We start from the raw sequence: 14,954 nt of genomic DNA on the forward strand, positions 1-14,954 counted from the left end.
CAATATATCAACAGATTGGTCTATCTATACTTCGCTTTACTACAACGCGAGCAATTAGTCGATAAACTCAGCACCGCCCATATATGAACGTAATACTTCTGGAATTTCAATCGAGCCATCCGCACGTTGATAGTTTTCCATCACCGCCAATAGAGTACGCCCCACAGCCAAACCTGAACCATTTAAGGTGTGTACAAATTCAGTTTTCTTAGGATCGGTGCGATAGCGTGCTTTAAGACGACGTGCTTGGAAATCACCCATGTTTGAACATGATGAAATTTCACGGTAAGTATTTTGACTTGGCACCCAAACTTCTAAGTCATAGGTTTTGGTTGCACTAAAACCAAGATCACCACCACACAATACAACTTTACGGTAAGGCAAGCCCAGCGCTTGTAAAATATTTTCCGCATGACCAGTTAGGTCTTCTAAGGCTTGCTTAGAATCTTCAGGCTTAACAATCTGAACCATTTCAACTTTGTCGAATTGATGTTGACGAATCAAACCACGGGTATCACGACCATAAGATCCTGCTTCACTACGGAAACATGGCGTATGCGCAGTATATTTAAGGGGTAAGCGGTCTGCATCAATGATTTCGTCACGGACAAAGTTGGTGACTGGCACTTCAGCAGTTGGAATTAAATAGTATTCTTTTTCACCTTGTAATTTGAATAAATCTTCTTCAAATTTAGGCAGTTGACCTGTGCCGCGTAAAGATTCAGCATTAACTAGATACGGTACATAAGCTTCGGTATAACCATGCTTCAGGGTATGTGTATCTAACATAAATTGGGTCAATGCACGCTGTAAACGCGCCAATGGACCTTTCAACACACTGAAACGTGAACCTGTCAATTTGGTTGCAGTTTCAAACTCAAGCCCACCCATGAATTCACCGATATCAGTATGATCTTTCACTTCAAAATCAAACTGACGTGGCGTTCCCCAAGTCAATACTTCAACATTATCGCTTTCATTCTGACCATGGGGTACAGACTCATCTGGCAAGTTCGGAATATTTAAAACTTTAGCTTCTAGCTCAGCTTGTAATTCGTTGAGACTTGCTTCAGCAATTTTAATTTCATCGCCAATCGCAGACATACGTGCCATCAATTCAGATGCATCGCCGCCAGCTTTTTTAATTTGACCAACTTGTTTGGCACCCGCATTACGCTCAGACTGTAACGATTCAGTTTTTGATTGAATCGCTTTACGACGGCTTTCTAAATCCGCCCACTCTTCGGCATTTAGTTGAATACCACGTTTAGCATAAGCTAAATTTACAGCCTCTATATCGTTTCTAAGTAATTTTGGGTCAATCATAGTCAATCTATATGCAAAAAAAACTGAATATAGTGTAAGCGCTTCACGCTTAAAAATATAGTGATCAGACTGTTTCTATTTGGCATTGATTCTAGATGCCGTTGAATTAAACGGCATCTATTGGGGTTAATCGCAGTGCTATTTCTACTGATTGATTAAATACTCAGGTTTAATAAATGCGGCAGCATCATAATAAGGTAAGGTCAACTCACTCATGCCTTCCGCATAAGATGCCAACTCATAAAGTGGATAGACAAATACAATCCCATTGACCCCATAATAATAATTATCACTGAGCTCCAGTTTAGCTGGCTCAATCTTATGCGCTTCTAACCACGTTTGATTGGCTTCATATAACTTCTCTAATAATTTTTTTTCAATATTAGGTTTTAAAATATCCGCCAAAGCCAGACGTTTCTTTTGGCTTAAATCAAAAATCACATATTCATTATGTGACATACCATGTGCAGCGCCCGCACCATACAACGAAGTCTGCATTTCAAAACTGGCAAACTGATCATTTTGCCCCAAATAACGTACCGAAATTTGGCTTTCACCGGTCGGTTGATTGGCAACTTTAGCGGGATCTTTTTCCTTGGATGGAGTGAAGGCATCTGGTACATCTTTTTCAATGCGTTTCAGGAAGTATTCATTGATCCAAGGCAGATTAGTCTGCACCGTTTTTAGGCTGTACTCGGTACATTCGTCTTCATCACAAAAGGTTTTACTTGGATGCTTAACCTCAACAACTTTGGCTTGAATTAAAGTCACCGCATTTTTACCAACATGTGATTGCTCTTCATCTGACTTTTTCTGGCAACCAGCAGCAAAAATAGCTACTGCGCAGACTGAAATGACCCCAAGCCCTACTTTGTGCTTATATTGCATCATCTTATAAACCTGTTTTATTACTAACGCTATCGTGTCCATCACTATACAAAGCTAAACCTTTGAATGAAATTAAAATATGTATCTCAAAAGTTGCATTACATGCTTTATCGCCAGCATAAAAAAGCCATGCAACGCTTGTAATTGTGACCGCGCTTATTCAAATACCACATGCAAACCAGCCGACTCAAAACACCCTGTTCAAATCTGCCAGTTCAGTTGAAGGTTCTCATACTTTACTCACGATGATCGGCTAAAAACAGCGCCGTATTGATTGTATGCTGTGGTTTCATAGCTAAAACATTGGCCTGAAATGGCCACATTCGGTTTTATTTAAATAAAACTATGCAACAGGAGTGCGTTTTAAAAGCCTCTTTTCTTATATACTGTGCTGATCGTGTTTACAGCATAAGGTAAAGTCCATGAAAGTGCAGTTTCATCAAGGAAAAATTAGACAATATAATTCTGAAAAAGGATTCGGTTTTATTGCCATGCCTGAACAAGATGTATTTTTTCATATTTCAGATTTTCCAGCGACAGAAGGTGAACCGAAAAAAAATGAAAAAGTTAAATTTGTGATGGTTGAGAACGACGGTAAGTTTAAAGCAACCCGTATTGAACGTGTCGACCCAAATCCGGCAAAAACCAGAAAAACGCAAATATCGACACACAATAAATCAATCACGTCTTCTTTATTGTCGAACTTTAGAGGTTAATTAATTTCAACCTACCGCGACACTTAGACGTCATGGCGCTCGATCTGTAGTGAAGTTGCGTTACATTAAAAACCGCTGAAGGCAAGCTTGCCTTCAGCGGTTTTTTTGGTTCATTCGGCTGATCGAATCCAGTAAAAACGCATTGACTAACGTTTTGCTGGTTAACCTTTTACCGATTAATCTTTTATTGATTAATCTTTTATTGATTAACCTTTTATTGATTAATAATATCTGTGCCTTTTGGTGGTGTGAAATTAAACACTGATGCTGGAATGCTTGGATTCACTTTTACATTATTAAAGCGTATTGATGTAGTTTGTCCGAGTGAGTCGAGTAAAACCATCATATTGGGTGCTTTATTGGTCCCAAAACTAATGGTTAAACTTTGAAATGCTGAATCTTTTACTCGCGGATAAAGTCGATAATAGGTTTTGCTTTGATCTGGCTGTGCAACCCGATAGGCCTGCATAATTTGCGCAGTGTTGCCTGAAAGCAATAAGGCGGGGGTATTGGCGACTTGATCATCTAAAGTCTGACGTACTGCTTGTTGTAAATCTGGATCATAAATCCAAACTGTTTTTCCCGAAGTCACAATCGTCTGTTTTGCGGGTGTTTTGGTTTCCCAGTAAAACTTCCCAGGGCGCTCTACTTTCATTTCCCCAACAAAAGTTTGGTTCATATGCTGTGCTGACAAACCGGTACGTTGCGCAGGCTTAGTCCCTGCAGTTGCTTTGGTGGTTTGTTCGAAATTGGCAGAAAAGCTTTTAATATTACTAAGTTGTTGCACCAAATTACGGGTTGCTTGTTGTTCAGACGCAGCCGTCGCTGCAAAAACCACCGTACTTAATACTGGGCTTAGCATCGCTGCACCAAGAACAGATACAGAGATTGTTTTCAACAGCTTATTCATAGATTATTCCCACATATCTAAAAGTGTATGTAATTTAATAAATTGACGATCATGTTAAACCATATTTTACAGCGAATAATTGGGGAAATAAGCTGTTTTGTATTGTTATACCGATTAAATGTTTAAATCTCTCCATCATTGTGGAGCTTTATCGTTTTTCTCTTATACTGCGCCCATAAAAAAACCCACAAAACTGTGGGTCTTTTTTATAACGCTAAAACTTATACAGCTTCAACAGTTACGTAGCGACGGCCAAACTGACCTTTCACTTCGAACTTGATCACGCCGTCAGCAGTAGCAAATAAAGTATGGTCACGGCCCATACCTACGTTTGCACCCGCGTGGAATTCTGTACCACGTTGACGAACGATGATGTTACCAGCAGTCACAGCTTGACCGCCATACATTTTAACGCCTAACATTTTTGGGTTTGAATCACGACCGTTACGTGTCGAACCACCGGCTTTTTTGTGAGCCATGTCTATTACTCCTCGTAATTAGCCTGAAATCGTTGTAATTTTCAACTCGGTAAACCATTGACGGTGACCTTGTTGTTTACGATAGTGTTTACGACGACGCATTTTAACAATACGAATTTTGTCGTGACGACCATGGCTAAGGACTTCTGCAACAACTTTTGCGCCAGCAACAACTGGAGCACCAATTTGAATGCTATCACCGTTTACAAGCATCAACACATCATCAAATGTAATGGTTGAGCCAGTTTCAGCTTTCAATAATTCAACTTTAAGGGTTTCACCCTCGATTACACGGTGCTGCTTACCACCGCTTTGGATTACTGCGTACATAATGTACTCCAATATATGCCCGTGTCGTCGTGCCAGTACGGAAATATACTGATCTTAAGACGATCGCCACTGGGGGTTATACAAGGCGAAGGATTTTAAGTGATTATTAGACAAACAACAAGCAATTTTCTATAAATGTTTAGATCGACCAAATTCATAACCGTTGAGCGAACCAAAACCTTCCACTCAACTTATATTTTAAAGCTGCAAAACTATATATTTAGCTAAAAATAAAATAGATTTTTAAATCCAATCGGCTACTATGTAATGCATTTGAAATTGATACGATTATATGATGTTGTCAGTTTTATTAGGATTGAAAGTTAATCACTCAACCTATCCAATCAAATCAAAAGCAACAATTTATCGCTGCACATTGCTACACTAGCTGCGAATTTGACCTACATTTTATAAGGACGCTGCTCATATGACCATTGACTTTAAGCAAGATATTCTCGCTCCTGTTGCCCAAGACTTTGCAGAAATGGACAAGTTAATTAATGAGGGAATTAGCTCTAAAGTAGCGTTGGTTATGTCTGTTAGCAAACATGTGGTTGAAGCGGGTGGCAAAAGAATGCGCCCAATTATGTGTTTACTGGCAGCACATGCATGTGGAGAAACAGATTTAGCACGTGCGCAGCGACTTGCGGCTATTATTGAAATGCTACACACCGCAACGCTGGTACATGATGATGTGGTCGATGAATCTGGTCTGCGTCGTGGTAAGCCCACTGCGAATGCAACATGGAATAATCAAACTGCTGTACTGGTCGGTGACTTCTTGATTTCACGCGCATTTGACTTGCTGGTCGATCTGAACAACATGGTCCTGCTCAAAGATTTTTCAACAGGCACTTGTGAAATTGCCGAAGGTGAAGTACTGCAACTTCAAGCCCAACACCAGCCAGATACAGATGAGGCAACCTACCTCAGTATTATTCATGGTAAAACCTCACGCTTATTTGAGCTGGCGACTGAGGGTGCTGCGATCTTGGCGGGCAAAGATCAATACCGTGAGCCATTAAAACGTTTTGCTGGTCATTTTGGTAATGCCTTTCAGATTATCGATGATATTTTGGATTACACCTCAGATGCAGAAACCTTAGGTAAAAACATTGGTGAAGACCTTATGGAAGGTAAACCAACCTTACCGTTGATTGCCGCCTTAAAAAACACCAAAGATGAAGAACACCAGATTATCCGCCGTAGTATTGCCACAGGTGGCGTTACGGAACTCGAACAGGTGATCGACATTGTGCATCGCTCTGGTGCTCTAGACTATTGCCGACAGCGTGCGCATGAAGAAACAGAATTATCTATTCAGGCCTTACATGCTTTACCTGAAAGTGACTACCGCCAAGCACTGATCTATTTGGCTGAAATGGCTTTACATCGAATCCAATAAAATATAACGATTGCATATGCATATAAAATTCAACGATCTCTTCCTAAAAATGCAGGAACAGTTAGAGATCAGTACGACTGTTCCTGATGAAAAAATACTCATCGCGCTGGTACAACGAATTCGTCCAGCCGATAGCAATGACAGCATTGAAATCCAGCAGCGATTAAATGCTTTATTTCAAGCCCTGTTACTTACTCCGACTGCTGCCACGTGCTTTCAAGCCTATCTTGTACGCCTCCTCAATCGCTACAAACAAACCAACCTCTATGCCGATAGCGGTATTTTATCTTTAGATGGTTTTTGGAATCAGCTGAGTCAACGTATTGGCGCACACTTTCTCCCCTTACTCCCCAATGAAAGCCAACTACAATATCTGGTCGGTCAGGTATTCAATGAACGTAATGATCAATATTGGTTAGAGAACATCCCAGATCAGCTCTGGATTCAGCTGTTTGGCTTATTAAATAAAAATCTTCACGACACAACAGCCATTCTCAATATCGAGCAAGAGCTGATCAAAGCCATTACGGTGTTGTCTTATCGCATTAGTGGTATTGGGCTTTACCCAGAATTCATTAACGCACAACCAGAGCTGGGCGAATATGAGTCTCCCTTTCTGGTACAAAATCGTGAAATTGTCGAATTCATTGAACTCTATAAAAAACAACATCGTGATACTGCTGCGACCGCAATAAACATACCGCCAGATGCGTCTCAAGCGCTGGTGATGTTTGAGCAATGCCGTGACGTGGTTTATAAAATTAGACGTGCAACCAAACGAATTGGGGTGAGTATTAGTCTCACCTATCTTTTATCCCTACTTGAACAATGCCTTGATCGCATTGAATTACTATTGACCATCTTGGTTGAGAAAGATCAAACCCGCTATCAAAGTATGGGCGAACTTCTCACCGACTTGGTGATTGCGAATTTCAGTGAAAAAAGTGTGCGTTCCTTACTGGTCATCAATAGTGAATTGATTTCATTACAAGTCACAGAGAATGCCAGTAAAACCGGTGAGCACTATGTAAGTAGTGACAAAAAAGGCTTTTTAGGGATGTATAAAGCCGCAGCGGGGGCTGGTGCGATTATCGCAACCATGGCCACGCTCAAGATACTGGCCGCACGACTTACCCTTGCCCCTGTCATGCATGCTTTTTTATATAGCATGAACTACTCCTTCGGCTTTATGTTGATTCATGTACTGCATTTTACCGTTGCGACCAAACAACCTGCGATGACAGCCGCAGCACTGGCATCGACGGTACAACACCAGAAAGGCTCTAAAACTGCACAGATTGCCGAATTGGCAGGTTTGATTGTGAATATTATTCGAACCCAATTTGTGGCCATTTTAGGGAACATTACCATTGCGATTCCAACAGCTGCCCTGATCACCCTACTGTGGCAATATGGTTTTGATGAACCGCTATTAAAACATGCCAAGGCAGATGCACTGTTACATAGCTTAAATCCCTTTACATCGCTCGCAATACCGCATGCCGCAATTGCTGGTGTCTGCTTATTCTTATCTGGTTTGATTGCAGGTTATTTCGATAATTTAGCAATTTACCGCAAGATTGGCCCACGACTCAAAGCACATCACCGCTTAAAAAAATGGATGGGACAGAAACGTTTAAATGTCTTTTCCAACTATATCGAAAGAAACCTAGGTGCACTTGCAGGGAACTTCTTGTTCGGGATCATGCTGGGAAGTATGGGAACACTCGGTTTTATTTTAGGGTTACCGCTTGATATTCGTCATATTGCTTTTGCAGCCGCTAACTTTATCCAAGGCTTACTGTGTACCAATGGCGGACCTGACATTGGCTTGATTTTTATTTCATTCTTAGGTGTATTGCTGATTGGGATGACCAACTTATTCGTCAGCTTCTCTCTCACAATTGTGGTGGCACTTCGCGCTAGGCGGGTTCGCTTCGAACAATGGAAACCCTTGGCCAAGTTGGTATTGACACACTTCCTCACACGTCCATTAGACTTTTTTTGGCCACCGAAACATACGCTTAAAATTGAAGATAACGATACGAACCCAATAAAACCGAACAAATAACTGATTTGTTGTGTTTATGTGCGAGATCAACTAAACCGTTATAAAAAGAATTTACCATTAACTCGATTTTTATTTACTTGAAATAAAGTGTACTGATAAGTACACTTTGGCTTATTAACACATCTCATGAGCTGAGATAAAACTAAACCAGGTCACTATCATGCCTTATCTACTTTTGGTTTTTGCCTGTTTAGGAATGATTATTAGTTGCATAGGTCTATCTTTTCCCTGTATACAACAATTTGATCATACGATTGTGGCATGGATGAGTAGTGTACGATCTCCATTTTTAAGTGGTATCGCACGTGGTCTATCGCTGCTTGGTGGCTTTCCATTTTTGCTCGTGATTTGTGTCATCAGCTGTATAAGACTTGCTTGGGTAAAAAGCTATACAAACATTCTATTCATTTGTATAACTATTTTTGGAAGTGCGACGAGTGGATGGTTACTAAAATACCTGATCAATCGTCCTCGTCCTGATCTTGTTGACCCGTTCATTGAAACCTATGGTGCCTCTTTTCCAAGTGCGCATAGTCTTTATGCAGTGATACTTGCAGGTTTGGCAGTGTTTATTTTTCGTAAACATAAGCAAATTAGAGTCATCACTGGGCTTGCCTGCCTTTGGTGGATTGGTATGGGCGTCTCTAGAGTCTATCTAGGTGCACATTATCCTACCGATGTCCTTGCGGGCTGGAGTCTGGGTTTTATATGGATTGCAATGCTGTGGTTAGCATTGCGCAATTTAAGCAACTTAAGAAAAAATTAAATTTGTTAGATTTTAACGAGGTGGAATAATGATGTTGGCAAAGCTTTGGGCTCCCGCCCTCACTGCTTGTGCTTTAGCAACAAGTATTGCACTTGTAGGATGCAGTAAAGATCCGAAAGAGGCAGAAAAAGCAGCAGCAGCCCAAAAAATGCCACCAACTGAAGTTGGTGTTGTTGTTGCACAACCACAAAGTGTTGAACAGAGTGTTGAGCTTTCAGGCCGAACCTCTGCATATGAAATTTCAGAAGTTCGCCCACAAACCAATGGTGTTATTTTAAGACGCTTGTTTGTGGAAGGAAGTTATGTCAATGCTGGTCAACCGCTGTATGAGATTGATCCAAGTATTAACCGTGCTAACTTAGATAGTGCAAAAGCTGCAGTGGTTCGCCAACAAGCCAACTTAAATGCGTTACAGGTGAAAACCAATCGCTATAAGCAACTCATTGGTATGAACGCTGTGTCAAAGCAAGAATATGATGACTTGGTTGCCCAAGTTAAACTTGCTGAAGCTGATCTAGCTGCATCTAATGCCACCTTGAAAAATGCACAAATTGATCTCGGCTACTCGATTGTACGTGCACCAATTTCAGGCAAAACCGGTCGTTCGAGTGTGACTGCTGGTGCCTTAGTGACTGCAAATCAAGCTACTGCATTGGTCACCATTCAACAGTTGAATCCAATCTATGTCGATATCAACCAATCAAGTACTGAGTTGCTTCGTTTAAGACAACAAGAAAGCAGCGGTAATCGTGATGGCAGTACAAACAGGAAAGTACGCTTAAAACTGGAAGATGGCACGTATTATCAGGTGGAAGGTGAACTTGCCTTTGCTGATGCAAGTGTAAACCCAGATACAGGTACCATCACTATTCGTGCGAATTTCCCAAATCCAAACAATTTGCTCCTACCGGGTATGTTTGTGAATGCAGAGATTGCACAAAGCGTTATCCCGAATGCCTATTTGGTTCCTCAAGTCGCAATTACTCGTACACCTACAGGCCAAGCGATGGCAATGCTTGTCAATGCCAAAGGTGTGGTTGAACCACGTCCAGTGACAACGGCGGGTACGAAAGGCGAAAATTGGATTGTGACCAGTGGTCTGCAAACCGGTGATAAAATTATTGTTGATGGTATTGCCAAGGTAAAACCTGAACAAGCAGTCAATGCAAAGCCGTATCAGCCTAAAGCCGCAGCACCTCAGGGCGCACCTGCTCAAGGTGCACAACCAGCAGCAAAACCGGTAGCTCCAGCTCAACCTGGTCAACCGGCAAAAGCAGCTGATCAAAAAGCTACTTCAAGTGTATAAGGAGTAGACTGAATGGCTCACTTTTTTATTCATCGACCCATCTTTGCATGGGTAATTGCATTGGTCATTATGTTGGCTGGTGTGATCACCATCAGCAAAATGCCAATTGCACAGTATCCAACAATCGCTCCACCGACTGTTACGATTACTGCTGTTTATCCTGGTGCATCTGCATTAACTGTTGAAAATACCGTTACCCAAATCATTGAACAACAAATGAATGGTTTGGATGGTTTACGTTATATTTCCTCTAACAGTGCGAGTAATGGTCAGGCATCGATTAATATTAGTTTTGAACAAGGGATCAATCCAGATATTGCCCAAGTTCAAGTACAGAACAAATTGCAATCTGCTACAGCCCTTTTACCTGCTGACGTACAGCGTCAAGGGCTAAAAGTCACCAAGTCTGGTGCAAGCTTCTTGCAAGTCGTTGCATTCTATTCACCAACAGAAAACCTGTCTGGTGCAGACATTAAAGACTTTGTCAACTCAACAGTTGCTGAACCACTCAGTCGTGTTGAAGGCGTTGGTGAAATTCAAGTCTTTGGTGGTTCTTATGCAATGCGCATCTGGCTTGACCCTGCCAAGATGAACAGCTTTCAAATCACTCCAAATGATGTGGCTATAGCAATTCGAGCGCAAAATGCGCAAGTTGCTGTCGGTCAGTTGGGTGGTGCACCATCTGTTCCAGGACAACTCTTGAATGCGACAGTCACAGCGCAAAGTATGTTGCAAACCCCTGAAGAATTTAAAAATATCTTCTTAAAGAATGCCGCTTCTGGTGCGCAAGTCCGCCTATCTGATGTTGCTAAAGTTGAAGTGGGTTCAAGTGATTACGGTTTTGACTCTAAATTCAATGGTAAACCCGCGGGCGGTGTTGCGATTAAACTTGCCACAGGTGCCAATGCCTTAGATACAGCGAAAGCCATTGAAGCACGTTTAGTCGAATTACGTAAAAACTATCCTCAAGGCCTTGAAGATAAACTGGCTTTTGATACAACGCCGTTCATTCAACTTTCAATCGAAAGTGTGGTGAAAACCCTATTTGAAGCGGTGTTATTGGTCTTCCTCGTGATGTTCTTGTTCTTGCAAAACTGGCGCGCGACGATTATTCCAACCATGGCCATTCCAGTGGTGGTTTTAGGTACGTTTGCCGTTATTAACTTATTCGGTTTCACTATTAACACCTTGACCATGTTCGCGATGGTATTGGCCATCGGTCTCTTGGTCGATGATGCGATCGTCGTGGTAGAAAACGTCGAACGGGTCATGGCTGAAGAGCACAGTGATCCAGTCACTGCAACCGAACATTCAATGCAACAGATTTCTGGTGCGTTGGTCGGGATTACCAGTGTATTAACAGCAGTGTTCGTTCCAATGGCGTTTATGAGTGGAACCACTGGGGTTATTTATCGTCAGTTCTCAGTCACGCTGGTCACCGCAATGATCCTGTCATTGATTGTGGCACTGACCTTTACACCCGCACTTTGTGCCACCATTTTGAGACAGCACAACCCAGATAAAAAACCGAGTAACAATCCTGTATCTCGTTTCTTTGGCTGGTTTAACCGTAGTTTTGAAAAAACTGCAGATAGCTATCAAAAAGGTGTCAACTTCATGACGCATCAGAAATTATTTTCTGGCGTGATTTATGTTGCTGTGATTTTGGGCATGATTGGCTTGTATAAAATACTCCCTTCTTCTTTCTTACCCGAAGAGGATCAAGGGGTAATCTTTGCATTAGTCCAATTACCACCAAATGCCAGCTTGGAACGTACTGGTAAAACAGTGGATGCGGTGAGTGAGTACTATCGCGTAAAAGAGAAAGACACTGTCGAGTCTGTGTTTACTGTTGCGGGCTTCTCTTTCACTGGTGTTGGTCAAAATGCCGGGCTGGCCTTTGTTCAATTAAAGGATTGGAGTGAACGTACGACATTACCGCAACAAATTAATCGTTTGGTTGGGCGTAGTGCTAAGTTCTTTAACATGAACTACAAAGATGCCGTCTACATTAAAGACGCCACCTATATTATGCCTGTGCAGTTACCCGCAATGCCTGAATTGGGTGTGACTGCAGGTTTTAACTTCCAGTTAAAAGATCCAAGTGGTCAAGGGCATGACAAACTGCTTGCGGCACGTAATGCTATTTTAGGTATGGCTTCACAAGATCCACGCTTAATGGGTGTACGACCAAATGGCCAAGAAGATACAACACAATACCAAATCAAAATTGATCAAGCGCAAGCTGGTGCAATGGGCGTGAGTGTTGCCGATATTAATACCACCATGAGCATCGCTTGGGGTGGTTCTTATATCAACGACTTTGTTGACCGTGGTCGTGTGAAGAAAGTCTATGTTCAAGGTGCTGCCGATGCGCGTATGATGCCTGAAGACTTGGATAAGTGGTATGTACGTAATAATCTAGGTGAAATGGTGCCCTTCTCTGCTTTTGCTAGCGGTGAATGGAGCTATGGTTCACCACGTTTAGAACGTTATAACGGCGTATCATCCATGAACATTCAGGGTAGTCCTGGTGCGAGCACCAGTTCTGGCGATGCAATGCTTGCAATGGAAGAGCTCGCTGGGCGTCTACCTGCCATGGGACTTGCTGGATTTGATTTCGAATGGACTGGTTTATCACTTGATGAACGTGATTCAGGCGAACAAACACCCGCATTGATGGCATTATCTTTGCTCATTGTCTTCCTCTGTTTAGCTGCATTGTATGAAAGTTGGTCTATTCCAGTTTCTGTACTATTGGTGGTTCCGCTGGGGATTATTGGCGCGATTTTATTAACCTTTGGTGGGATGTACTTCTTAAAAGATCCTAATCTCTCGGATAATATTTACTTTAAAGTTGCCATTATTGCGGTCATCGGTCTTTCCGCCAAAAATGCAATTTTGATTGTCGAATTTGCGAAAGAACTACAGGAAAAAGGCGAAGAGTTATTTGAGGCGACTTTGCACGCAGCACGTATGCGTTTACGTCCTATCATTATGACCACCCTGGCCTTTGGTTTAGGGGTACTTCCACTTGCCATGTCAACAGGAGCCGGCGCAAGTAGTCAGCATTCTGTCGGTTATGGTGTACTTGGTGGGGTACTTACCTCTACAGTATTGGGGATCTTCTTCATTCCAGTGTTCTTTGTTTGGATTCGAAGCGTCTTTAAATACAAGCCTAAAAATACCACTAATCAGGAGCAATCATCGTGATGCAAAACTTATGGTCTATTTCAGGTCGTAGCATTGCGGTATCTGCACTCGCGCTGTCTTTGGCTGCTTGCCAAAGCATGCGCGGCCCAGAGCCCGTCGCTCAAGCAAATATTCCAACTGGCTATTTAAGCCAAGGGGCTGGAACATCCATTGCTGAGCAAGGTTATAAAGACTTTTTCTCTGACGCACGGTTAATCCAAGTCATTGATCTGTCTTTGGCCAATAACCGAGATTTACGTAAAGCCGCTTTGAACATTCAACGCGCACAGCAACAATATCAAATTACTGAAAATAATCAGTTACCAACGATTGGTGCAAGTGGCAGCGTTTTACGTCAAGTTTCACCCAACGTAAATCCGAACAACCCTTATTCAACCTATCAAGTTGGCTTAGGGGTGACGGCATATGAACTCGATTTTTGGGGTCGGGTTCGTAGTCTAAAAGACAATGCATTGGACAACTATTTGGCCACGCAAAGCTCACGCGATGCCACCCAAATTGCCTTGATTGGTCAAGTGTCACAAGCATGGTTGAGCTATGCCTTTACCAATGCCCAGCTCAAACTGGCGCAACAAACCTTAAAAGCGCAAGAAGATTCTTATAATCTGAATAAAAAGCGTTTTGATGTTGGTATTGACAGTGAATTGCCAGTCCGCCAAGCACAAATCTTGGTAGAAACGGCACGTAATGATGTGGCAAATTTTAAAACACAAATTGCCCAAGCACAGAACTTATTGAACCTTTTGGTCGGTGAGCCTGTTCCAGCAAACTTGTTGCCACCATCACGCATCACTCAAGTGACCAACAGCAAAGCCCTTGCTGCTGGCTTACCAAGTCAATTGCTACAAAACCGTCCTGATATTAAAACTGCGGAATATAAATTGAGTGCGGCTGGTGCCAATATTGGTGCTGCACGTGCGCAAATGTTCCCAACCATTAGTTTGACGGGTACTGCGGGCTATGCTTCTGGTGATTTAAACAAATTGTTTAGTTCAAACACCGGTGCGTGGTCGATTGGTCCGAGTATCAACCTGCCAATCTTCGACTGGGGCACACGTAAAGCCAATATCAAAATCTCTGAAACTGATCAACAAATTGCGTTGTCAGATTATGAGAAATCGATTCAATCGGCTTTCCGTGAAGTGAATGATGCTTTGGCCACTCGCCAGAATATTGGTGATCGACTTACAGCACAAAAGCGCTTGGTTGAAGCCAGCAACAAGAGCTATCAATTGTCAGATGCACGTTTCAAAGCAGGGATTGATAGTTTCTTGACGGTATTGGATGCACAACGTTCATCTTATAGCGCTGAGCAAGGGCTTTTATTACTGCAACAAGCTGATTTAAACAATCAAATTGAAGTGTATAAAACCTTAGGTGGTGGCGTTAAAGTCAGCACCGCAGATCAAATCAACTATGCGCCTTCCAGTTCAGAGTTGAAATATCATAAAGATGAACGCACGAAATAAGCCTCATTTTTAGCCTGTTTTAAAAAACCCACTTCGGTGGGTTTTTTAATGTCCTTGACCTCATCCGATCATTTA

12 protein-coding genes are annotated in these 14,954 nt (G+C 42.1%); 7 read left to right on the forward strand and 5 right to left on the reverse strand.

The genetic code is table 11. The features are described from left to right. Window positions 1–54 precede the first annotated feature (54 nt). Both serS and FD716_RS13325 read right to left on the reverse strand, forming a co-directional pair. Window positions 55–1,326: a serine--tRNA ligase gene (serS, locus tag FD716_RS13320; RefSeq protein ID WP_139852789.1), complete on the reverse strand. Its 1,272-nt coding sequence runs from the start codon at window positions 1,324–1,326 to the stop codon at window positions 55–57. Between the two features lie 144 nt (window positions 1,327–1,470). Next, window positions 1,471–2,214: an RsiV family protein gene (locus tag FD716_RS13325; RefSeq protein WP_139853690.1), complete on the reverse strand. Its 744-nt coding sequence runs from the start codon at window positions 2,212–2,214 to the stop codon at window positions 1,471–1,473. Between the two features lie 422 nt (window positions 2,215–2,636). On the opposite strand from FD716_RS13325, the gene FD716_RS13330 reads away from it, so the two are divergent. After that, window positions 2,637–2,930 (forward strand): cold shock domain-containing protein, encoded by a 294-nt coding sequence (locus tag FD716_RS13330; RefSeq protein ID WP_139852790.1) that lies wholly within the window; start codon window positions 2,637–2,639, stop codon window positions 2,928–2,930. Between the two features lie 214 nt (window positions 2,931–3,144). Here the strand turns inward: FD716_RS13330 and lolA are convergent, their stop codons facing one another. The 3 genes from lolA to rplU all read right to left on the reverse strand — a co-directional run bounded on the left by lolA (window position 3,145) and on the right by rplU (window position 4,649). Then, window positions 3,145–3,840 carry an outer membrane lipoprotein chaperone LolA gene (lolA, locus tag FD716_RS13335; protein ID WP_139852791.1) on the reverse strand — a complete coding sequence of 232 codons (696 nt, stop codon included), beginning with the start codon at window positions 3,838–3,840 and terminating at the stop codon, window positions 3,145–3,147. 221 nt (window positions 3,841–4,061) lie between these two features. After that, entirely contained in the window at window positions 4,062–4,319 is a 258-nt protein-coding gene (gene rpmA, locus FD716_RS13340) for a 50S ribosomal protein L27 (RefSeq protein WP_139852792.1), read from the reverse strand. Between the two features lie 18 nt (window positions 4,320–4,337). After that, window positions 4,338–4,649 carry a 50S ribosomal protein L21 gene (rplU, locus tag FD716_RS13345; RefSeq protein ID WP_139852793.1) on the reverse strand — a complete coding sequence of 104 codons (312 nt, stop codon included), beginning with the start codon at window positions 4,647–4,649 and terminating at the stop codon, window positions 4,338–4,340. A gap of 427 nt (window positions 4,650–5,076) precedes the next feature. Between rplU and sdsA the strand changes: the two genes are divergently transcribed. From sdsA to adeK, 6 genes are all read left to right on the forward strand, one after another. Beyond that, the gene (gene sdsA / locus FD716_RS13350; RefSeq protein WP_139852794.1) at window positions 5,077–6,054 is read left to right on the forward strand and encodes an All-trans-nonaprenyl-diphosphate synthase; all 978 of its coding nucleotides are present in this window, start codon (window positions 5,077–5,079) and stop codon (window positions 6,052–6,054) included. A gap of 16 nt (window positions 6,055–6,070) precedes the next feature. Next, on the forward strand, window positions 6,071–8,125 hold the full coding sequence (locus tag FD716_RS13355; protein ID WP_171477045.1) for a site-specific recombinase: 2,055 nt from the start codon (window positions 6,071–6,073) through the stop codon (window positions 8,123–8,125). Window positions 8,126–8,285: 160 nt separating this feature from the next. Then, window positions 8,286–8,891: a phosphatase PAP2 family protein gene (locus tag FD716_RS13360; protein WP_139852795.1), complete on the forward strand. Its 606-nt coding sequence runs from the start codon at window positions 8,286–8,288 to the stop codon at window positions 8,889–8,891. A gap of 28 nt (window positions 8,892–8,919) precedes the next feature. Further along, window positions 8,920–10,197: an efflux RND transporter periplasmic adaptor subunit gene (locus FD716_RS13365; protein ID WP_139852796.1), complete on the forward strand. Its 1,278-nt coding sequence runs from the start codon at window positions 8,920–8,922 to the stop codon at window positions 10,195–10,197. 12 nt (window positions 10,198–10,209) lie between these two features. Then, the gene (locus FD716_RS13370; protein ID WP_139852797.1) at window positions 10,210–13,410 is read left to right on the forward strand and encodes an efflux RND transporter permease subunit; all 3,201 of its coding nucleotides are present in this window, start codon (window positions 10,210–10,212) and stop codon (window positions 13,408–13,410) included. Then, window positions 13,410–14,879, forward strand: coding sequence for a multidrug efflux RND transporter AdeIJK outer membrane channel subunit AdeK (gene adeK / locus FD716_RS13375; protein WP_139853692.1), 1,470 nt, complete (start codon window positions 13,410–13,412; stop codon window positions 14,877–14,879). Before FD716_RS13370 ends, adeK begins: the two co-directional genes overlap by 1 nt. Window positions 14,880–14,954: the final 75 nt, after the last annotated feature.

Origin of the sequence: Acinetobacter pullicarnis, assembly GCF_006352475.1 — a bacterium.
Taxonomy (GTDB): Bacteria; Pseudomonadota; Gammaproteobacteria; order Pseudomonadales; family Moraxellaceae; genus Acinetobacter; species Acinetobacter pullicarnis.

Excerpts from the sequence above, each read along its gene's own strand:
- serS (WP_139852789.1), bottom strand. The coding sequence starts at position 1,326 with ATGATTGACCCAAAATTACTTAGAAACGATATAGAGGCTGTAAATTTA.
- FD716_RS13325 (WP_139853690.1), bottom strand. The coding sequence starts at position 2,214 with ATGCAATATAAGCACAAAGTAGGGCTTGGGGTCATTTCAGTCTGCGCA.
- FD716_RS13330 (WP_139852790.1), top strand. The coding sequence starts at position 2,637 with ATGAAAGTGCAGTTTCATCAAGGAAAAATTAGACAATATAATTCTGAA.
- lolA (WP_139852791.1), bottom strand. The coding sequence starts at position 3,840 with ATGAATAAGCTGTTGAAAACAATCTCTGTATCTGTTCTTGGTGCAGCG.
- rpmA (WP_139852792.1), bottom strand. The coding sequence starts at position 4,319 with ATGGCTCACAAAAAAGCCGGTGGTTCGACACGTAACGGTCGTGATTCA.
- rplU (WP_139852793.1), bottom strand. The coding sequence starts at position 4,649 with ATGTACGCAGTAATCCAAAGCGGTGGTAAGCAGCACCGTGTAATCGAG.
- sdsA (WP_139852794.1), top strand. The coding sequence starts at position 5,077 with ATGACCATTGACTTTAAGCAAGATATTCTCGCTCCTGTTGCCCAAGAC.
- FD716_RS13355 (WP_171477045.1), top strand. The coding sequence starts at position 6,071 with ATGCATATAAAATTCAACGATCTCTTCCTAAAAATGCAGGAACAGTTA.
- FD716_RS13360 (WP_139852795.1), top strand. The coding sequence starts at position 8,286 with ATGCCTTATCTACTTTTGGTTTTTGCCTGTTTAGGAATGATTATTAGT.
- FD716_RS13365 (WP_139852796.1), top strand. The coding sequence starts at position 8,920 with ATGATGTTGGCAAAGCTTTGGGCTCCCGCCCTCACTGCTTGTGCTTTA.
- FD716_RS13370 (WP_139852797.1), top strand. The coding sequence starts at position 10,210 with ATGGCTCACTTTTTTATTCATCGACCCATCTTTGCATGGGTAATTGCA.
- adeK (WP_139853692.1), top strand. The coding sequence starts at position 13,410 with ATGCAAAACTTATGGTCTATTTCAGGTCGTAGCATTGCGGTATCTGCA.